Origin of the sequence: Peptostreptococcus faecalis, from assembly GCF_900240845.1 — a bacterium.
GTDB classification, from domain to species: Bacteria; Bacillota; Clostridia; order Peptostreptococcales; family Peptostreptococcaceae; genus Peptostreptococcus; species Peptostreptococcus faecalis.
Window position 1 is genome coordinate 1,020,118 of record NZ_OERU01000001.1, and the last position, 20,721, is coordinate 1,040,838.

The following is a 20,721-nucleotide window of genomic DNA, read 5'->3' on the forward strand; positions in this document are numbered from 1 at the left end:
CCTCCTTAATATATTCTAGGATTTAGCTTAAGCTTTCGTACGTATCCAAATGAAGAATCAATATATTCTGGTTTGATTTGCAAATTAAGCTTTTGATTTCCTCTATCAACAACAGATACATCTCTATAACATTCTTCAATCATATAGTTGTTTTCATACATATACTTAGCTATTTCAATAGAAATCTCTGCTGGCACACTTTTTCGTCCTTCAGAAATAGCTGCAATTTTATCGCTAATACCTTTATCAGATAATTTTTTTGAAACAAGTTCATCAAATTCTTCTCTAGTCAATTTTTCATATTCTTTTTTTAAGTTCATGACATCTGCGATTAGTTCACCATCATTATCAGAATTTAAATTCGGAATTATATATTTATTTTCTATAGCTAATTTTAAAATTTCCTTTGAAAGAGTCTGATCAGAAGGATATAGAGCCAACCCTTCAGAACCTTCTACGCTAGCAATTTTTTTAACTTCTTCACTTATTTTACTACTATCATCTGCCTCTACTTCAACCTCAACAAATTTTATACCTTTTTTATCACAGTATAATTTCGCATCTTGTATATCCATATACAAGTCAGAATTAGATTTGTCTTTATTCGTGTATAGATATACAAATGTTTTTGCGCTCATCTGTTTGGCTATAGTTACTGAATTATAAGCATTATACTTTTTTTCAGACATAAATCCAACATCTAATGATTTATCTTTCATGATTTTGTTTATGGAATCAGTATCAAATTCTTCACTGTCACCTGCAATTGTTATTATCCCTGGTAATTTCGATTTAACTTTAGAAAAAACAGGCATTGATCCTTCTCTATCAGATGATAATATCAACACTTTTACACTTTTATCAATGTTATCAGCTATAGCATTTACTTCCTTTTCACTAAATTTACCATCTTTTTTTGCCAAGTAATTAATTGCTATATCTTTATCATCCCTATATTTTTTATCAATATTTTGACCTTCAGGTAAATATACAGTTATCTCTGCTTTCTTATGAATTGAATTATCTGTGTTTGCATTTTTGTTCATACTTGAGCTACAAGCTGATATCGACATCAACACAGATAATAATAAAGCAGTAGCTGTTATTTTTTTGATCATAAAATCCTCCTAACACTATTTGCTTTTAACATACAATTATTTTTCATACCCTTTCGGATTCATCTCTTGCCATCTCCATGAATCCGAACACATTTCAACAATGCTATGCTCGGCATACCAATTTAAAATAGTATTAGCTTTTGAAACATCCGCATAAGATACAGCCGCATCTCCAGCTCTTCTATCTGTAATTTTATAAGGAATTGACTTACCGCATGCTTTTGAAAAAGATTCTATCAACTCCATTACACTATATCCTCTTCCGGTACCTAAATTAAAATACTCAACGCCAACTTTATTATTTAGTAGCCTATCAATTGCTTTAAGATGACCTTTTGCTAAATCCACTACATGTATATAGTCTCTTACCCCCGTACCATCTACAGTATCATAATCATTTCCATAAACGTTTAAATACGGTAGTTCACCAATAGCAACTTTAGTCAAATATGGCATAATGTTAGCTGGTATATCAGTACTTTCTTCTCCAATTAGTCCAGACTTATGGGCTCCGATTGGATTAAAATATCTAAGAATTATACTATTGAATTTTTTATCGGAATTATATAAATCCTCTATTATATGTTCTCCCATTATTTTAGTATTTCCATATGGATTTGTTGTTTTTCTGATATGATCTTCTTTTACTGGAAGATTTTTTTCTTCTACATTTCCATAAACTGAAGCAGTTGAACTAAATACAAAGTTATTCACATTATATTTTTTCATAAGCTTAAGTGTGTTTAATAATGAGAACAAGTTGTTGTCATAATATTCAAGAGGTTTTTTTACAGAGTCCCCTACTGATTTATATGCTGCAAAATCAATAACAGCATCTATTTTATTTTCCTTAAATACTTTTTCAAAATCATCGTCTCTAGTATCTAATTCATAAAACACTGGACTAACTGAAGTAATTTGTTCAATTCTCTTTATTGAAGTTGGGTAACTATTTGAAAAATTGTCAACTATTATTACGTTGTACCCATTTTTTATTAATTCAACTGCAGTGTGGCTGCCTATATAACCTGCTCCACCTGCTAGTAATATATTGTACATAAAATAATCATCCTCTCTAAATGAGTTTTCCCGAAATATCGGCATCAACAATTTCGATTAGATTGTCTTTATCAATTTTTGCATCACCCAATATTAATTCATCTAAATCAATTTCTTTGTAGAGTACGCTTTTTTCTCTTTCCTCAAAATCACAAAGTCTATACTCTTTATTTAATATTTCACTAATTAGCATCTTAATCTCCTTTTAATTCTACTCACTTATCTGTGAGTGTAACCACCTGTGTAATAGTATTCACTATCTATTTTCATCGAACTAAATTTAGTTAAGGAATATAGATCATCGATTATATCCTTCCTTAAAACAGAAGATTCTTTACTTATAGTAAATTGTTTGAATAAGTGCGCAGACCTTATTCTATCCATAAGCTCTTTTTTTAACTCATTTTCATCGACTTTATTATATTCAACAGCCATTCCTACATAAACTCCAAAAACTTCTTTAACTGTTTTAGAAATATAATGTGGTAGTAAATTGTAAATCAAATGTTTCATTTTACTATATGTTTGTTTTCCGAATAAATTTGCCCTATAAACTTGAGTTTCTTTAAATTTCTTAACTTCATATTTACGCATATTATCTGGTAGTAACATAAAACTTGCTGACTCAATAGTCCTTAAAATTTCATTAATATCTAACTTTAGATCATTTCTAATTTCAAAAAATAATCTTTCAAGATTTTCTATTCTTCTATCATCAAATTCAATACCTATACTTTTAAAGTATCTTATTTCATTATTTTCCAGTATTTCAGACATATATACCGAAATTAAATCAAGTTTTTTTAATTTGTCTTGAAGTTCAGTGTATGCTTGATTAACAAATTTCACCCACTCTTCTGTCGTCAACTCATCTTCATTTAAGATCAACAATTTCGAATTTATTTCATATATTTGCCCAAAAAAATTGAAAATTACCATATCTGAGACGGACTTAATCCAATTGTAGTAAACTTCTTCTTTTGAAGTTTCTTCAAGTAGAGAATTCTGATAATCAGAAAAAATATTTGATGACAAGTCGTTTATAATTTCTCTTCTCAAATTTAGAATAACAAATTTATCTTTAAATTTTATTTTTGTTTCCACGAAATATTCACTGTCAATGCTATTTTCCTCATTTATAGATACATCTGAAATCTGAGATTTGTCTATTTCTAGCACTACTTTTTCTTTAGATTTGTGAATTTTGATTTTTTCTTCTGTTATTTCTAAAAAAAACGGTCTTAATTCTTTGGTGAACCCGACCATCTTGTTGTCTATAGCTTTTAATTTATCAAAATCAATTAGCTTAGCATTAGATTCATTTATATACATATTATAAACATCTATGCCATCATATACAACATAATTTTCATTCCCCAAGTAAAAACTTGAAAAACTAGAGATTTCTCTGCATATCACTTCTTCTTTTTGCTTTTTTTCGTATAAAACATATAAGTCATCATGCTTTATAAAAAACATGTTTTTTAATAAATAATCATTCCCTCTTACTCTACCACTTACTTTACAAAAAACTATTGGATTTTTTTTGGGAAGTTTTCCAATTTTTTTATTAGATTTAACAATACTCTCAAAGTCATCAGGCAGTGTGTTTTTTCCTATCGATCCTACAAATGACACTTCACGCATTATTATAGATTCTTTATCAATATAGAAATATCCCTTTAGAGTAATTCTGTTTTCTGACATTGAAAAGGATTCTACATCTTCAAATCTATATTCAAACCTATTTTTCCCACTGTCAAAAATCAATCTCTTTTCAGCTTTTTCTATTTTCCCTCCAATAGTAACCTTACCATCGGCAGTTAATAATATATCTCCCTTTCTAAAATCAAATATCATGTTTTTAATTTGATTATTAATAAATGCAAACTCATCCAAATCCAAAATAAATATTAAATCCGCATATACTTTTTCTTCTACTCCATTTTTTACACGAGTAAAAGGAATTGATTCTGATACTATATTAATATTTTCAGAATCTAACTCAGAGTATAAGTTTCTCCCATGCTCTAAATAATCATAAACTAAATAATCTGTATTTTCTTCCTGTAAACAATCAACCTTGGAAATATAAATATTTCCAAGGTTAGTCAACTGTAAGGATTTATCTTCAAGGATAAAATCATTTAACCCATTTAGGCTATATCCTGATTTCATTTTAAAAATTACTTTTTCATCAAGCCTCAACAAAATCCCTTCCCCCTTTATTGCTTGTTCTTAATAGCTTCTTCGTATATTTCATCAAGATTTTTAACATATGATGAATTTTTTCCTGTCGAAGAAATCTGGTTTCTTAAATCATCGTAATCAGTTTTTAACTGTTCTTTAGATAAATTTGGTATCCTCATTTCATATGCCTCAATTTTTAAATCATAGTACTTATTTTGAGAAGAAATATAATTTTGAATACCCTTAGCAGTTAATTTTGTAGATTCATTATATGCTGAATTATAATCAGTGTATTCACCTTTTCTAAGCATATAATATCCATTATTTCTAACTACTTTTGCTGTTATGCCTCTATTTGCATAATTATTTGCAACAGAATCAGCCGCACTTTTACTCTTTGTAGCCCCTACATAAATGGTAAAATACTCTCCTTTACCACTCTTATATTGTTCAGCTAATCTATCTTTTTCACTAGCTTTTGATTCTATTTCATCTTTTTCTTTTTCAGCTTCAGTTTTTTTGGTTATTTCAGTTGTGCTATTCTTTTTTTCGTTGTTATTAGATTGAGTTGCGACTTGTGCTTCTTCTGTATTTTTATTAGTTTCTTCAACAGTTGGAACCTTAAAACTATTTACTATATATACATATGATACAAAAATTGTTACAACAACTACAACAACAATTACCAAATCTCTTAATACTTCTTTTTTAGGAAATAAAGTTGCTTCATCTGTATCAACAACTAAATCCTCTATTTTAGACTCATGTAACTGACCATTATCAGTGTTCTCAATTTTTATTTTCTTTGAGTCTTTTAAGCTTTTTATCTTTTCTAAACCTAACTTGAAGCTACTTTCTTTTTTTTCTACCTTTGGTGTATCTTCATCTTTTTTAAATTCAGCTTTTATCTTTTTCTGTTCTTTTTGTTTTTTTGCTAAATTAGATATTGCTTTTGAATCCACCATTATTGTCTTGTCTAAGTCTACTTTTAAGTTCACCTTAGTGTCATCATTTTTTGATAAATCTTCTGACGGAATCTGCTTTGAACTAGCTCGCTTTTCTACGTTTTTATTTGGCTTTTCTATGCTTTTATTTGGCTTTTCTATGCTTTTATTTGAATTTTCTTCGCTTTCTACTTTTGCCCTTCTCATGGCTTTTAGCGTTTCCAATTCTTCAAAAGGCAATGCTTCAGATTTTTTAGTATCCAAATCTTCTTTCACAATTTCTATTTTTTCAGATATCTTTTCTTTTTCATGAATATCTTCATTTATATTATTTTTTTTCTCATCAGCTGTCTTATGATGATCATCATTTTTTTTACTATTTTTAATTTTTTCTTCTATATATTTTTTTGAATCTTCTATATCTACTTCTTTATATAGATTCTTATTTTCCTCTTTATTTATATCTTCTATTTGATAATTTACTTCAGAAACATTCTCATTTTGATCAAGTAAAGCTTTTAAATTAAGTCTTTGAGTATGTCCTAATATAGGATTAAATATATTGTTTTCTTTCTCATTATACTTATTAATTTCATCTTTATCTTCTAATCTAGAATCATCTTCATCAGGATTTGACTCGTCCATTGAATCATATATTGAGAAACCTCCTCCAATAGTTTGATCAAATAAATTCTTATTACTACTAATATAATTACTCTTTTCATAATCTGAGTCATTTTCATCTAATACTATATCCGAATCGCACTTAAATGCTGAAAGCCCCTTCTTGCTTATTTGTTCAGTTAAATGTCTTTCATCCCTTAACTCATCAAACTCTTTTTCTATATACTTATTTTCTTTTCTTTTGCTTTTTTCTCTCATCATAAGTATAGCTAGCGCATCTGGGCTTTGAATTTCCTCGTCACCTATAAATACTTCTGTATCTTTCTCGTTATCAAATTCATCATCTCTATCGTATTCATCAAATTCATTGTCACTTTTATTCTTATTTTTAGAGAATACATTTTTTAGCCTAGATTTCAAAGAATCTTTTTTATCTTCATCTTCTTCAGAGTATTCATAGTCGTAGTATTCTTCATCTTCTTCATATATTTCTTCATCTTCATACTCTTCTTCATATTCATCATCGTAGTATTCTTCATCATCGTCTAAGCTATTTTCATTTTTGAATTTCCCTAAAAATAAATCAATTTTACTCTTTATTTTATTAGAAAAATGTTCTTCCTCTTCCACATAGTCAAATTCTGGATCAATAGTTCCATCCAAATAACTAACTATAGTTTCATCATCTCCAACACGACCCAAAAGTTTTATACTTTCAGATAAAACTAAATTATCATTATTTGTTGTTTGTGTTTTTATTCCAAAGAAATTATTATTCTCCATATTGAAGTCTGATTTAACTATTTTTTGACAAGTTAACCAATTTTTCTTATCGATAAAAGTCATATCTCTAATTAATTTGTCTATTATTTCCTCAAACTGTACTAGACTTACTCTACCTGTTACAAGTAATCTAAATGCATTGGCAAAACACATTCTACTTTCCTGAGAAATATAGTCCATTAATAAAACTACGCATGATACGTAATCTTTATAATCTCCAGAAAAACCGTATGCATCTTCTTCATCAATTTTTTCTAACTCCACTGATTTTCTAAAAATATCATTTATCTTTACCAATATTTCAGGAGTACTGATCATCGACACATACTTTTTAAAGCTCTGTATCTTTTCTTCATCATTTATATCGCATCCTTCAATATCTTCATCATCTACCAAAGCTTCATCTTTAAAATCGACTACTGTATTGTCTTCAGAGAACAAAATTTCATTTATTATTTTAAAAATTTCATTCATAAAATCTATTTTAACACTCTCTGTACTCATCTCTAGTATTGGACTGTATTTCTCAACATCACTAGAGATAATATTTATAACCATAGCTAAAATATCTTTGTATAAATTCAGTATTCTATAGTCGTTTTCAACTTTTTCAATTCTCTTTATTCCTGAGCTTTTATCATATGAATAAAATATTTTTTTGTCTTTTTCATTTAGGTACGCAATTCCGTTTTTCATAGCTTTTTTTACGTACTGTCTAGATGAATTAGTTATATTATCTATACTTTTATCTATAGAAATACTTCCTGATATCATGTCGTTTTGTATCCACATTTCAATTATAGATTCAAGTTTTTTAATTATAGACTTATAAAATATAATGTTATATCTTAATATTTCTATAAATTTATCTTCATCCTTACCTACTTTTTCATATTTATTCTTAAGAGCCTCATTTAATTCATTATTAATTTTTTGTTTATTATCTATATATTTGTTATTTACTTGCTCAACTGCAAACTTAATTAATTCTCTGCTATTATTCAAAACCTTCACTCCTTACCAGTTAAGTTCTTCCATAAATGTACTATTTTATTATAACATAAAATTTAGTCATATTATAGCATTATCCCACGAATAACCTAATTTATGAGAGTCTTGTATTAATAAAAAAAACAATCGCATTGTAATTACAATGCGATTGTTTTTTATTAAGCATAGCTATAAGCGGAGTTCTGTATTAGATGATCATCTTTCTAGACTTGTTGTCACCAACAAGTTCAAGCGGCCTACCTACCGGGGAATGCGAGCAACATTCCTAAATCCTAACTTGGCCTTGCACCAGGTGGGGTTTACATAGCCATATAGTCACCTATATGCTGGTGAGCTCTTACCTCACCTTTCCATCCTTACCGTAAAAAAACGGCGGTATATTTCTGTTGCACTATCCTTAAGATCGCTCTCACTAGGCGTTACCTAGCACCCTGCTCTATGGAGCTCCGACTTTCCTCAAATAATAAATTACTTGCGATCATCTGCTATACTTAACAATATATTATTCTACCATATTTAAAATATAAAATAAATAGTTTAATTTAATGTACCCTTTACTTTTTTGTCAATTTCATGGAGATTATTACTTTTTATTATGCTGATAAGTTTATCTGCATATATTTTTTCACCTTTTTCATTAATAGTAGTTGCATACCCAGCATCCTCAAGCGACTGTGCTTGATTTATATAGTCTTCTTTTTTGAAAATTCCAGCCTTTACGTATCTACTATTTTTCAGTAAAAAATCAGTGTGATCTCGTATACTTTCTTCCCATGATTTATATTTTCTAAAATATGCTTTTTCGTAGTCGTTATAATTTTCTTTTGTTTTAAACTTTACTTTTTCACCACTCCATTTAGCATCTGCTTTTATCCCAAATAGATTATTTGCATCTATAGTGAGTTTTGATCTTCCCCAGTTTGATTCTAGTATCGCCTGGGATATGGTAATAGAAGGCAATATACCACTTCTTCTATACTCATTTATAGAAACTTCTTCTATTTTTTCAATAAAATCACTTTTTGATGAACTACTTTTCATAGTGTAACTACTATCTATTTCATAAAAAACTTTACTAACCGTGTATAGGAAATTTAATACAAAAACTATAACGACTGCTATTATTATTTTTTTTAGTCTATTCTTCTTTTTCTTTTTAGGTGAAGATTTTGTTCTAATTTTGTTTTTTTTATTAGACGTTCCGCTCTTCGGGGTATTTTTCATACGCGCTCCTTTTAAAGGTACTTACAACTGACCTTCTACAAACATACTTTTTAGTCTACGTAAATAGTTAGACTGCATATTATTGTAGTATTATACCCTTTACTGAACCTTTACCCTAGTTTCCTTTCATTTCCATCCAAGCTCTGTCATACTTTTTTATATTTTCTCCAAGATCTAGAAACGCTTCACATTTTTTTAATATTTCATCACTAGGATAGGCACTTGGGCTATTTCTCATTTCTTCAGGTAATTTCTTTCTACCTTCTGAAATAGGAGTTGAATATCCTATATACTCAGTATTTCTAGCATTTACATCAGGATCGCATAAGAAATCTATAAATTTTTCAGCCCATTCCTGGTTATCGGATGATTTAGGTATACATATTGCATCTGTCCATAGATTGCTTCCCTCTTTTGGGATTACATACTCTAAGTTTTCATTTTCATCTTTCATCACTTGATAATCACCAGAATAAAAAATACCTAAAGCAGCTTCATCTCCAATCATTCTATCTTTACCATCATCATTTACATACGCCAAAACCAATGGCTTTTGCTTTATTAAAATATCTCTGGCAGAATTTATTTCTTTTTGATTTGTAGTATTCATGCTGTATCCTAATTTTTTTAACGCTACTCCCATTGTATCTCTGACAGAGTCAAACATTAAAATATCTCTACTATATTTTTTATCCCACATTATATCCCAACTGTCAACTTTATCATCAACTAGTGTTTTATTATACACAATCCCCAAAGTCCCCCACATGTAAGGAACTGAATATTCATTGTCCTTATCATACTCAGGATTTAAAAACAGTTTATCAACATATTTAAAATTAGGTATATTTTTATAGTTTATTTTTTTAAGAAGACCTTCTTCTTTCATTTTTTGAACCATATAATCTGAAGGGAAAATCAAATCATACTTGGTGCTTCCACTTTTAACTTTCTGATACATCATTTCGTTTGTATCATATGTAGAATATTGTACTTTTATTCCAGTCTTTTCTTCAAATTCAGATATTAAACTTTCATCTATATAATCACCAACATTGTAGACGCTAAGAACTTTTGATGATGAATCGCCTTTGTTTGTGCATCCTGTAGCAAATAAGGGAATGCTCGCAACTACTAACAAAGTGATAATTAGTTTTTTTAAAATAAAATTATTTTTTTTCATTTTACCTCCATCATTTTCTAATTGTTTATTTTTTTGCAGTGCTCTTTATGATTGAATCCTTCTTATTGGCAACAATTAGAATTATTAAAACTACACCAAACATAATTGTAGATAAAGCATTTATCTCTGGTTTAATACCGCGCTTTGCCATTCCATATATTTCTATAGATAAATTTGTAACTCCATTTCCAGTATTGAAAAATGAAATTACGAAATCATCAACAGACATTGTAAATGCCATTAAAAAACCTGATATTACTCCTGGTTTAATTTGTGGTATTATTACTTTCCTAATAGCATACATTGGTGTTGAACCTAAGTCCAAAGCTGCCTCTTCTAAATTATCTGGCAGTTGTCTTAATTTTGGTAACACAGAAAGTATTACATATGGCACGCAAAACATAATATGTGATATAAGCATCGTATTAAATCCAAAATCCATTCTTAAAAAAACGAAAAGACTCATTATTGCAACACCTGTTACAATTTCAGTATTTAATACTGGAAGATAATTTATGTTCAATAGTACCTTTTTAAACTTTCCTCTCATCTTGTAAATGCCTATAGCTGTTATTGTTCCAAATATTGTAGAAATTATAGAAGCAATTATAGCTACGAGTATAGTATAGTACAAAGCGTTTAAAATCGCTTCATTGCTAAAAAGTGCTTGATACCATTTTAAGGTAAATCCATTTAATTTACCCATCGATTTTGAATCGTTAAAAGAGAATAATATCAATGCAGCTATAGGTGCATATAAAAATATAAAAACAACTCCTAAATAAATTTTCGAGAATATACTTTTTTTTGAATTATACATTTACGTGATACCCTCCTCCTTCAGTGTCTCCTTTATCTGCTTTATTCATAAATGCCATGGAAATCAGTATTACAACCATTAATACTATTGATACAGCAGAACCGAAGTTCCAATCTCCTACTACTGTAATTTGCTGCTCGATTAAATCTCCGACCAACATAGTCTTACCTCCACCAAGAAGCCTAGATATCGCAAAAGTAGTGACACTCGGCATAAAAACCATAGTTACTCCACTTAGCACCCCTGGCATGCTCAAAGGAAGTATTACTTTTTTAAAGACTGTAACATTATCTGCTCCCAAGTCTTTTGCTGCATTTACTAAATTGTAATCCATCTTTTCCAAAGCTGTATAAATAGGAAGTACCATAAATGGCAGGAAGTTATATACCATACCCAGTATTATTGCATAATTTGTATATAAAATTGAATTCGGATGTATATGAAATACTGCCAACAAGCTATTTAATAATCCATTTTTTCCTAATATTGCTATCCACGCATAAGTTCTAAGTAGGAAATTCATCCACATTGGCAGTATAAAAAGCAATATTAATGTTCCTCTTTTACTTACCGGCATCTTTGATATAATGTATGCCACTGGATATCCAATCACTATACAAAAAATAGTTGCAATACCTGCTAATAAAATAGACCTAATAAAAATTTTTAAAAATAAAGGATCGAACACATCTGCATAATTACTCAATGTAAAAACTGTTTCACCATTATCATTCGTCTTAGTAAAACTATAAAAAACTATCAATAATAAAGGAATCACAATTACTATAATAGCCCAAATTGAATAAGGGTACGCTAGTCTAGATTCTTTTTTATCAACTATTGTACTTTTTCTAATAGACTTTTTCATATTATTGTTCTCCTTTATGCATTATATGAATATCTTCTGGACTAATATTCATACCCAACTCACTTCCTATAGATGCATTTTTAGTGTTTTGAAGAAGCCACATTCTCCCGTCAACTTCCACTTCTAATTCATAGTGCACACCTTTAAATGTAGATGTTTTTACAACTCCTACTAGCATAGCATCTTTTACATCAGCCATCACTATATCTTCCGGTCTTACTACTACATCTACTTTTTCTTTTTTTTCAAAACCTTTATCAACACAGACAAATCTTTTTCCAGAGAATTCAACGTCAAAGTCATCATGCATTATTCCATCTATTATATTACTTTCTCCTATAAAGTTTGCTACAAAAGCATTCTCTGGTTCATTGTATATATCAACCGGTGTTCCTATCTGCTGTATTTTCCCCTTATTCAAAACTACGATTGTATCACTCATTCCCAAGGCTTCTTCTTGATCATGAGTTACAAAAATAAAAGTGATACCCAATTTTTTTTGTATCTTCTTTAGTTCTATTTGCATTTCTTGTCTAAGCTTTAAATCCAATGCACCTAAAGGTTCGTCCAAAAGAAGGACTTTCGGCTCATTTACAAGAGCTCTAGCTATCGCAACTCTCTGCTGTTGACCTCCAGATAAAGAATCTACTGTTCTCTGTTCAAACCCAGATAGAGATACTAAAGAAAGCATAGACTTTACTTTTTCACTTATAGTTTTATCATCTAATTTTTTTATTTTTAATCCGAATGCAATATTTTCAAATACATTCATATGAGGAAACAATGCATATTTTTGAAAAACTGTATTTATATTTCTCTTGTATGCTGGAACATTATTTACCTTTTCACCAGCAAAATACACATCTCCCTCATCTGCAAATTCAAAACCTGCTAAGATTCTAAGCAAAGTCGTTTTTCCACAACCACTTGGTCCTAGCAAAGTAAGAAATTCATTTTCACTTATCTTCAAATTAAACTTATCAATCACTACATTATCATCAAATGCTTTTGAAACATTATTCATTTCTATTAAATTTTTTTCCAATATATACACCTCTTTACATCATTAATATTTTTTACTACTCACTATTTCTACGTTAGGCTTATGCCACTAAAAACTAGGTGGAGAACTAACCCATATAATTTCTGCTAAAGTTCTTCCTTTATTTGAAATAAAGTGTTTTTCTCTTGGTTTATAATAAAAACTTTCACCTTTTTCTACCTTTAATTTTCTTTCTCCTATGTGTAGGTAAATTGATCCCTTTGTAATATATCCAAAAAATTCTCCTTCATAAGGATTTTCTTCCTTATAACGCCCCCCTGGCTTTAATGTAAGCAACACAGGTTCCATATCGTTTTTTTGAGAATTTGGAACTAACCATTTAAAGGTATACCCCAATACATCATCATCTACTTCAAACATATCTTCTTTTTCAAAGACTATCTTTTCATACTTTGCTTCTGAAAAGAACTCTTTTAAATCTGTACCTAAATTTTCTAGTATATCAATTAAAGTCGCAATAGACGGAGAAGTAAGATTATTTTCAACTTGAGATATAAATCCCTTTGACAACTCGCATCTGTTTGCTAACTCTTCTTGTGTTAACTGTTTTTCAATCCTCAGTTTTTTTATTTTATCACCGATATCCATATTGTAAAAACATAGCTTATGCTACTTACCTCCTCTTCTTATGTTTTGAATTACTAAACATTTTGTTTATTATAGTTAAACCACAGTACTATTATATATCCATGACTCTATTAAATCAATACATCATTTTATTTTTTTTTATTGCTATTTTATTATTAATTAAAAACATTAAATCTATATATTTTTCTAAACTAAAAATTAATTTAAAAAAAGTGCCAAGCATCTACTTGGCACTTTTTCATTTAATATTATTTTTTTAAAATGCTATATAATTTTCAGCACTTATAATATTATTTTTTATCAACGTTTTTACAAAATTTTAAAATCCTAAAATATTTTTTGATACTGTATTATATCCACCTATTATATAGTTGGTTTTTCCATCAATTAATTTCTTGGCATCACTTGATGCACTGTCCTTACCAACTAATATTAGATTCTTTCCTCCTGAACTCAATAGATTTATTGAGCTAAGTGCATCTGGGAAGCTCTTTCCATTAGCTAAAATATTTTCATTATATTTTAATATACTTGCAACCTGAGTAGAAGTTTCTGCTCTATCTTTGCCGTAAATTCTATAAACTTTTTCAGGGTTTAATTTGTTTTTTAAATTATTTTCTACAACTGTGCTTACTGAATTTTTACCCCCTACTATATATGCATCGCTATATGATGCTATATTACTAGGGATGTTATTTGAATTTTTGACAAGTAACACTGGTGAATTTAATTTTTTTGCAAGTGGAGTTGCAGAAAGCGCGTCAGCAAAGTCATCTCCGTCTGTAAATATAATATGCTTAGATGCTCCAAACTCATTTACAAGTTTTTTAGATGTTTCATATCTGTCAATACCTGCGATTCTTTTTACTTGATATGAAGCTAATTGTTTTTCTACATTATCAGGAACAGAACTTTTTCCACCCACTATAATAATATTTTGTGCACCTAATTTCTTAATTAAATCTAGTGCATCTTCTCTTAAACCACCTTTATCAGAAAATATAATTGGTGCATTTAATTTCATTGCTAAAGGGCCAGCTGCAAGTGGATCTGCAAAACTATTACCTGAAGCAATTACTATATTTTTAGCATTTGTATTAGAGAAACTTCTCTTTACAGACGCTATATTAGTTTCAAATCTATCTCCACCACTTATTCTGTTTGTTTCAGCTTGTGGAGTATTCACCATTACAGGAATAGCAAAATCTCTTACTATTCCAAGATATGATATTCTCACTTTCGCTTCTTTATTTCCTATGCTGCTAGTATCTGGAAGAGAAATAATCTCTATAGTTGCACTCTCAGGTACTCCTTCAAGCATAGATTTTACATCTACGTTATCTCCAACTTTTATAGTTTGTACGTTTACTCCAATATATATTGTGTCTAATATAAAAGTTTTTGTATTGTTATTTCCATCTTTTGTAGGATATGAAACACATAAACCTATGTGACTTCCTGCCTTCATATCTCCATCTTTAAATGGCAATAAAAAGCTTCCGTCTTCTGAATCTATGCTGAACTTGCTATCAGTCAGTAATGTTTCTTCACTTGGTGAAAACTTTCCATTTTTCACGTCTTCATCACTTACCTTATAAAGCGCCACACCTACACCTTTGGCTATTTTCCCAGTAATAGCAGTTTGTGAAGAGCTTATTAGAACCGGCAAATCTACCTCACTAATATTTAAATCCGTCTTTATCATTTCCTTTACATCTGGAAATGTCTGAATATCTATAGGTGCTACTATTGGTTCCTTTGGTTTTATAACACTTTCAGAATTTTCTTCTCTCTTTACATTTTCAGTATCTATCGCAGACACTGCTTCTATCGCATTTTGATTTTCTAACGTGTTTTCTATATCCTCCGCATTAACTCTTGTTGTTGATGAAAAAGCTAATACATTCAATGCTATACTTGCGGAAAGTACAACTGATAATTTTTTATTCATTTTTTACCTCCTTCTTATACATTATAATTACGGCTATTTTTTAAAATATTATTAAAAATATTTCATTAAACTATTATAACATATATTGTCAAATACTTTGTTTATCATAACATGTCCTTTTGCTAAATCTATATACTACTTACAAAAAAATAAACTTTTAAAATTCTTATATACTTTTTGATTTACATGATGTATATTTATATTGTGTATTCTATATGTACAAGTAAGCACTTAAAGGGGGTTGATATTTTGCTTAATAAATTAGAAGACAAAGAATATAAAATGCAAACAATCAAACTCGCTCTATTTTTAGGTGAACTATTAATAAAAAATGGAGCTGAGACATATAGAGTGGAAGACAGTGTTCTTAGAATATGTAAATCAAGAGGTTATAATCATATTAACTGCTTCACCACTCCTACTGTAATAATAATATCCGATGATAAATTTGATGGTCTATGTTTTATGAAAACAATAGATTTTAGAGGTATGAACTTAAATAAAATTTCTCTACTCAACACCTTTTCTAGAGAATTTGTAAATAAAGTTGATCCCGACATGGATGAAGAAATTCAAGAACTACATAAAATAGACAAAATTAAAACATATCCTCCATTTTTTTATTTCTTGGGGACTGGTTTAGGTTCTGCATGTTTTGCTGCTACATTAGGTGGTAACCAACTTAATACTTTTTTATTGACTGTAATGACGTCCATAATAGCTACATTTGTATATGATAAAACTCTAAAATACAGTTCTATTATTGTATTTTCTACTATACTTTCTTCATTCATCATAACATCCATTGGAGTTTTACTTCATAATTTTGGTATTATACCGCAGCCAACTGCTTTAATAGTAGGTTCCATAATGCCATTACTTCCGGGTGTTGCATTTATTAAATCGATGAGAGATTTAATATCAGGAAACTTAATGTCTGGAACTGCCCGCTTCTTTGAAGTTTTTGTAATCGTAACTGGAATAGCATCTGGAGTGGCATTAGTATTCGGATTCGGAGGTGTATAATATGGAAAATATACCATTTTGGCAACATTTTTTATTCGCTGCAGTTGCAACATGCGGATTTGCTATATTTTTTAACGTTCAAAAAAAGTTACTTCTTGTAGATTCAATAGTTGGAGGTCTTGGTTGGATAATATATCTCTACGGATATTATAATATTGACAACCCTACGCTGTATTCTTTTATTGCAGCGGCTTTTGTTTCAATTGTATCTGAAATAATGGCAAGAAAGCTAAAACAACCTGCTATTATGATTGTTATTCCTGGTATTTTACCTTTGATACCTGGGTTAAGGCTTTATGATGCTATTTATCTTGTAATGCAAAAAAATTACGTTGAAGCAGCAAATTCCGCTACAAGAGCATTTATGGTAAGTATTGGAATTGCCTTAGGTGTTTTGGTAATATCGTCTCTTTCTAGAGTCTTCAACCTGTATAAACTCAGAAAAGCTTTTGTGAAAAATGATTCATTAAAATATCAAAATTGGGTTAATTTCGGGAAAAATAGGACAAATAGCATTTTCGTTCTAAATAGAAATGAAATGAACGATCAACTAAACAGCCTAAATATTGATACATCTCTTAGAGAAAGAGATGCTATAGAAAAATTTGAAAGATCCAGTACAGAGGACTTCGCTGTTGATAACGTCGATCAAATTGATAGTGATATCGATGAAAAATACGTATTTGTCCCTCAATCTGAAGAAGAATTAGATACAGAAGAAAAAATAAAAGATGAGACTTCTGATGAAATAGAAGAAATACTAAATAATGAAATAGAAACCAAATCGGATAGTTCCAAGGAAATAAAATCTGACGATAGTGTATTAGATAACTCAAAAAAGGAAGATGGAGAGTAGTTTTTCACCATTCTTTTTAACAAAAAAACTTCGTATTATTAAATAATACGAAGTTTTTTTTGTTATATTAGTTTAAGCTTTGACAAGCTGTAATTATGCTTAGTTTATATACATCTTCTTCGTTACAACCTCTTGATAAGTCAGTGATTGGTTTATTCAATCCCTGTAAAATTGGTCCTAATGCTTCAAATCCACCTAATCTTTGAGCTATTTTATATCCAATATTTCCAGCTTCTAGTGAAGGGAATACAAATACATTAGCTTTACCTGCTACAGCTGATTCTGGTGCTTTTTGTGCTCCTACTGAAGGAACTATTGCTGCATCAAACTGAAGTTCTCCATCTATTGGAAGTGTTGGATCTAATTCCTTTGCCATTTTCGTAGCTTCTTCAACTTTTGTGGCTAAATCATGCTTAGCTGAACCCATAGTTGAAAAACTTAACATAGCTACTTTTGGATCAATTCCAAATATTTTTGCAGTCTTTGCACTTTCTACTGCTACTCCAGCCAATCCCTCTGCATCAAGTTCAATATTTATTGCACAATCAGAGAATATGTATTTAGTATCATCTTTAAGCATTACAAACGCTCCACTAGTTCTTGATACCCCTGGCTTAGTTTTTACTATTTGAAGAGCAGGTCTAACAGTATCTCCAGTAGAATGTATTGCTCCACTCACCATACCGTCAACTTTACCCATATATGTCAACATAGTAGCAAAGTAGTTTTCGTCAAGAAGCATTTTTCTAGCATCTTCTTCTGTAACCTTACCTTTTCTTCTCTCAACGAAAGAAGCTACCATTTCATCAAATTCAGCATAGTTATTTGAATCAATTATTTCGATACCTTCTATATCGATTTTATTATCAGCTGCTATAGAATTTACTTTTTCTTCGTTCCCGATTAATACTGGAATTAATATTCCTTCTTTATTTAATCTTGAAGCAGCTCCTAAAATTCTTACATCTGTTGCTTCTGGCAATACAATTTTTATATTTTTACCTTGTATTTGCGCTTTTAATCCATCAATTAGTTCCATTTTGTTCCTCCATTATAATATTTATTTTATATGGCAAAGAATTATACATCCTTTGCCAAGTTTAAATCTATCAAAATCCTTGTAACTGTAGGCATATATTTTTTACTTTCTCTCATAGCAGCATCTTTTCTCTTAATAACGTAGTATGCAGCTCCGGTAAATATAATCCCTATAAAGAAACTAAGTACCTCTAATGATTTTTCTAACCCAAAAGCTTGCAATATATAATATGATCCTACTGATCCAATAATAAGTGCAATAAGAGGAAATCCATATGCAATACCTACTGCTTTCATAACATTTACTTGATCCATACTTACTTCTACATGATCGCCTACATGTGCTCCGATGTCATTACTTACTTCTACTATTATATCTTGAGATTCACTAGATTTAGACCCAAAGCATTTACCACAACTAGCGCATGCAGATTGTCTTTGCATTTTAAACATAGCCGTGTTTTCGCTAGTTACTTCTACAATATATCCGTTTTGATTCATATTTGTCCCTCCTTTATACTTGGAACAATTAACTATTACTCATATATTTTATTATATGTTATTTTGATTCACTCTTATCTTCTATAGAAACTTTTATATGTAACTCTTTCAATTGTTCTTCACTAGTTATTGAAGGTGCATTTGTCATTGGACAAACTGCATTTTGATTCTTTGGAAAAGCGATTACTTCTCTTATGTTTTCAGCTCCAGCTAAAATCATTACCAATCTATCCAATCCAAAAGCTATTCCACCATGTGGAGGTGTTCCATATTCAAATGCATCCATTAAAAATCCAAACTGATTTCTTGCTTCTTCTTCAGTAAATCCAAGTGCTTCAAACATTTTTTCTTGTAATTTAGCATCTGATATTCTAATCGATCCACCACCTATTTCATATCCATTCAACACTATGTCATAAGCTCTTGCTCTAAGTGAAAGCTTATTTTCATCGCCCAGTTTTTCTATGTCTTCCTCATTAGGAGATGTGAATGGATGGTGTTTTGCCACAAATCTATCATTGTCTTCATCTTCTTCAAATATTGGGAATTCTGTAACCCAAAGTAAATTAAATTTGTCACTATCTGCCAATTCCAGTTTATCTGCTACGGCTATTCTTACTTGTCCTAGTGCATCAAACACAACAGCGTCTTTATCTGCTACAAATAATAGTAGATCTCCTTCTTTTGCATCCATAGCAACTATTATTTTATTCAAAGTTTCTTCATCGAAGAATTTTGCAATTGGTGAACTTACACCCTCTGAAGTCAACTTCATCCAAGCAAGACCTTTTGCTTTATACAGTTTTGCATGGTCCTCTAGCTTAGAAATTGCCTTTCTAGTGAAAGCTTCTGCACCGGAAGTAACATTTATCCCTCTTACAGAATAACCTTCTTTAGCACAATCTGAAAAAACTTTAAATCCGCTATTTGATACAACATCTGTAATATTTTTAAATTCTAAACCATATCTTGTATCTGGTTTATCTGAGCCATAAGTTTCCATAGCTTCCTTGTAAGTCATTCTAGGTAAAGGAGTCACTATATCTCTATCAAGTGTTTCTTTAAAAACTTTTTTTATTAGACCTTCCATTATGCTGATTACATCATCTTCATCGACAAAAGACATTTCGCAGTCTATCTGTGTAAATTCTGGTTGTCTATCGGCTCTTAAGTCCTCATCTCTAAAGCATTTTACTATTTGGAAATATCTATCCATTCCACTAACCATTAAAAGCTGCTTATATAGCTGAGGAGATTGAGGCAATGCATAAAACTTGCCTTCATTTACTCTTGATGGAACAAGATAATCTCTAGCACCTTCAGGTGTTGGCTTAACTAGAAATGGAGTTTCTATTTCTAGGAATCCATTTTCTGACAAGTAATTTCTTACTGTAGACGCCACCTTATGTCTTAGCATTAAATTCTTCTGCATTTTAGGTTTTCTAAGATCTAAATATCTGTATTTTAATCTTAGAGCTTCACTTACATCATCATCATCTTTTATATAAATAGGAGGTGTACTTGACTCGTTTAAGATTCTTAGCTCTTCTGCGAATATTTCTATATCTCCTGTAGTCATATTAGCATTCTTTGAAGCTCTCTCAAAAACCTTCCCTCTAATTGCAACTACATACTCACTACCTAAACCTTCTGCCTTGCTAAATGCTTCTACGCTTACTTTTTCATCAAATACTACTTGAGCGATTCCTTTAATATCTCTTAAATCTACAAAAATAAGTCCACCAAGATTTCTCTTTTTTTGAACCCATCCCATTAAGACAACTTCTTTACCTATATCTTCTTTTCTTAAATCTCCCGCATAACATGTTCTTTTTATACCTTTTAAACTGTCCAAAATACTTTCCTCCGATTAT

At 30.0% G+C, this 20,721-nt stretch carries 17 protein-coding genes and 1 other RNA gene; 2 read left to right on the forward strand and 16 right to left on the reverse strand.

The genetic code is table 11. From position 1 onward, the window contains the following. Positions 1–5: 5 nt before the first annotated feature. From C0982_RS04695 to C0982_RS04750, 13 genes are all read right to left on the reverse strand, one after another. Positions 6–1,118, reverse strand: a complete 1,113-nt coding sequence (locus C0982_RS04695; protein ID WP_101773058.1) for a DUF3798 domain-containing protein — start codon at positions 1,116–1,118, stop codon at positions 6–8. A 36-nt stretch (positions 1,119–1,154) separates the two neighbouring features. Further along, complete coding sequence (gene galE / locus C0982_RS04700) at positions 1,155–2,177, reverse strand: UDP-glucose 4-epimerase GalE (RefSeq protein WP_101773059.1); 1,023 nt, start codon at positions 2,175–2,177, stop codon at positions 1,155–1,157. Between the two features lie 16 nt (positions 2,178–2,193). After that, positions 2,194–2,370 carry a hypothetical protein gene (locus C0982_RS10510; protein WP_180946858.1) on the reverse strand — a complete coding sequence of 59 codons (177 nt, stop codon included), beginning with the start codon at positions 2,368–2,370 and terminating at the stop codon, positions 2,194–2,196. Positions 2,371–2,396: 26 nt separating this feature from the next. Continuing rightward, positions 2,397–4,388, reverse strand: a complete 1,992-nt coding sequence (locus C0982_RS04705) for a hypothetical protein (RefSeq protein ID WP_101773060.1) — start codon at positions 4,386–4,388, stop codon at positions 2,397–2,399. Between the two features lie 14 nt (positions 4,389–4,402). Next, positions 4,403–7,723 (reverse strand): SPOR domain-containing protein, encoded by a 3,321-nt coding sequence (locus C0982_RS04710; protein WP_101773061.1) that lies wholly within the window; start codon positions 7,721–7,723, stop codon positions 4,403–4,405. 161 nt (positions 7,724–7,884) lie between these two features. Next, positions 7,885–8,223, reverse strand: an RNA gene (gene rnpB, locus C0982_RS04715) — RNase P RNA component class A. A gap of 43 nt (positions 8,224–8,266) precedes the next feature. Further along, positions 8,267–8,953, reverse strand: coding sequence for a glycoside hydrolase family 73 protein (locus C0982_RS04720; RefSeq protein ID WP_101773062.1), 687 nt, complete (start codon positions 8,951–8,953; stop codon positions 8,267–8,269). Between the two features lie 115 nt (positions 8,954–9,068). Continuing rightward, complete coding sequence (locus C0982_RS04725) at positions 9,069–10,136, reverse strand: ABC transporter substrate-binding protein (protein WP_101773063.1); 1,068 nt, start codon at positions 10,134–10,136, stop codon at positions 9,069–9,071. Between the two features lie 25 nt (positions 10,137–10,161). Next, positions 10,162–10,842 (reverse strand): ABC transporter permease, encoded by a 681-nt coding sequence (locus C0982_RS04730; protein ID WP_334293464.1) that lies wholly within the window; start codon positions 10,840–10,842, stop codon positions 10,162–10,164. Between the two features lie 106 nt (positions 10,843–10,948). Beyond that, positions 10,949–11,824 (reverse strand): ABC transporter permease, encoded by an 876-nt coding sequence (locus tag C0982_RS04735; RefSeq protein WP_101773065.1) that lies wholly within the window; start codon positions 11,822–11,824, stop codon positions 10,949–10,951. Between the two features lies 1 nt (position 11,825). Continuing rightward, entirely contained in the window at positions 11,826–12,869 is a 1,044-nt protein-coding gene (gene potA, locus C0982_RS04740) for a spermidine/putrescine ABC transporter ATP-binding protein (protein ID WP_101773066.1), read from the reverse strand. A gap of 66 nt (positions 12,870–12,935) precedes the next feature. Continuing rightward, positions 12,936–13,475 (reverse strand): helix-turn-helix domain-containing protein, encoded by a 540-nt coding sequence (locus tag C0982_RS04745; RefSeq protein WP_101773067.1) that lies wholly within the window; start codon positions 13,473–13,475, stop codon positions 12,936–12,938. Positions 13,476–13,794: 319 nt separating this feature from the next. Beyond that, entirely contained in the window at positions 13,795–15,426 is a 1,632-nt protein-coding gene (locus tag C0982_RS04750) for a cell wall-binding repeat-containing protein (protein ID WP_101773068.1), read from the reverse strand. A 249-nt stretch (positions 15,427–15,675) separates the two neighbouring features. On the opposite strand from C0982_RS04750, the gene C0982_RS04755 reads away from it, so the two are divergent. Both C0982_RS04755 and C0982_RS04760 read left to right on the forward strand, forming a co-directional pair. Next, positions 15,676–16,452, forward strand: coding sequence for a threonine/serine exporter family protein (locus C0982_RS04755; RefSeq protein WP_101773069.1), 777 nt, complete (start codon positions 15,676–15,678; stop codon positions 16,450–16,452). Between the two features lies 1 nt (position 16,453). Then, positions 16,454–17,308 carry a threonine/serine exporter family protein gene (locus C0982_RS04760; RefSeq protein WP_101773070.1) on the forward strand — a complete coding sequence of 285 codons (855 nt, stop codon included), beginning with the start codon at positions 16,454–16,456 and terminating at the stop codon, positions 17,306–17,308. A 67-nt stretch (positions 17,309–17,375) separates the two neighbouring features. On the opposite strand, the gene pta is transcribed toward C0982_RS04760, so the two are convergent. From pta to aspS, 3 genes are read right to left on the reverse strand one after another with little or no spacing between them, the layout of a single operon-like run. After that, positions 17,376–18,347 carry a phosphate acetyltransferase gene (gene pta / locus C0982_RS04765; protein WP_101773071.1) on the reverse strand — a complete coding sequence of 324 codons (972 nt, stop codon included), beginning with the start codon at positions 18,345–18,347 and terminating at the stop codon, positions 17,376–17,378. Positions 18,348–18,388: 41 nt separating this feature from the next. Next, a complete protein-coding gene (locus C0982_RS04770) occupies positions 18,389–18,847 on the reverse strand; it encodes a SoxR reducing system RseC family protein (protein ID WP_101773072.1) in 459 nt (152 codons plus the stop codon). Between the two features lie 58 nt (positions 18,848–18,905). After that, positions 18,906–20,702, reverse strand: coding sequence for an aspartate--tRNA ligase (gene aspS, locus C0982_RS04775; RefSeq protein ID WP_101773073.1), 1,797 nt, complete (start codon positions 20,700–20,702; stop codon positions 18,906–18,908). Positions 20,703–20,721: the final 19 nt, after the last annotated feature.

Coding starts and splice junctions, on each gene's coding strand:
- C0982_RS04695 (WP_101773058.1), bottom strand. CDS start 1,118: ATGATCAAAAAAATAACAGCTACTGCTTTATTATTATCTGTGTTGATG.
- galE (WP_101773059.1), bottom strand. CDS start 2,177: ATGTACAATATATTACTAGCAGGTGGAGCAGGTTATATAGGCAGCCAC.
- C0982_RS10510 (WP_180946858.1), bottom strand. CDS start 2,370: ATGCTAATTAGTGAAATATTAAATAAAGAGTATAGACTTTGTGATTTT.
- C0982_RS04720 (WP_101773062.1), bottom strand. CDS start 8,953: ATGAAAAATACCCCGAAGAGCGGAACGTCTAATAAAAAAAACAAAATT.
- C0982_RS04725 (WP_101773063.1), bottom strand. CDS start 10,136: ATGAAAAAAAATAATTTTATTTTAAAAAAACTAATTATCACTTTGTTA.
- C0982_RS04730 (WP_334293464.1), bottom strand. CDS start 10,842: ATGGGTAAATTAAATGGATTTACCTTAAAATGGTATCAAGCACTTTTT.
- C0982_RS04735 (WP_101773065.1), bottom strand. CDS start 11,824: ATGAAAAAGTCTATTAGAAAAAGTACAATAGTTGATAAAAAAGAATCT.
- C0982_RS04745 (WP_101773067.1), bottom strand. CDS start 13,475: ATGGATATCGGTGATAAAATAAAAAAACTGAGGATTGAAAAACAGTTA.
- C0982_RS04750 (WP_101773068.1), bottom strand. CDS start 15,426: ATGAATAAAAAATTATCAGTTGTACTTTCCGCAAGTATAGCATTGAAT.
- C0982_RS04760 (WP_101773070.1), top strand. CDS start 16,454: ATGGAAAATATACCATTTTGGCAACATTTTTTATTCGCTGCAGTTGCA.
- pta (WP_101773071.1), bottom strand. CDS start 18,347: ATGGAACTAATTGATGGATTAAAAGCGCAAATACAAGGTAAAAATATA.
- C0982_RS04770 (WP_101773072.1), bottom strand. CDS start 18,847: ATGAATCAAAACGGATATATTGTAGAAGTAACTAGCGAAAACACGGCT.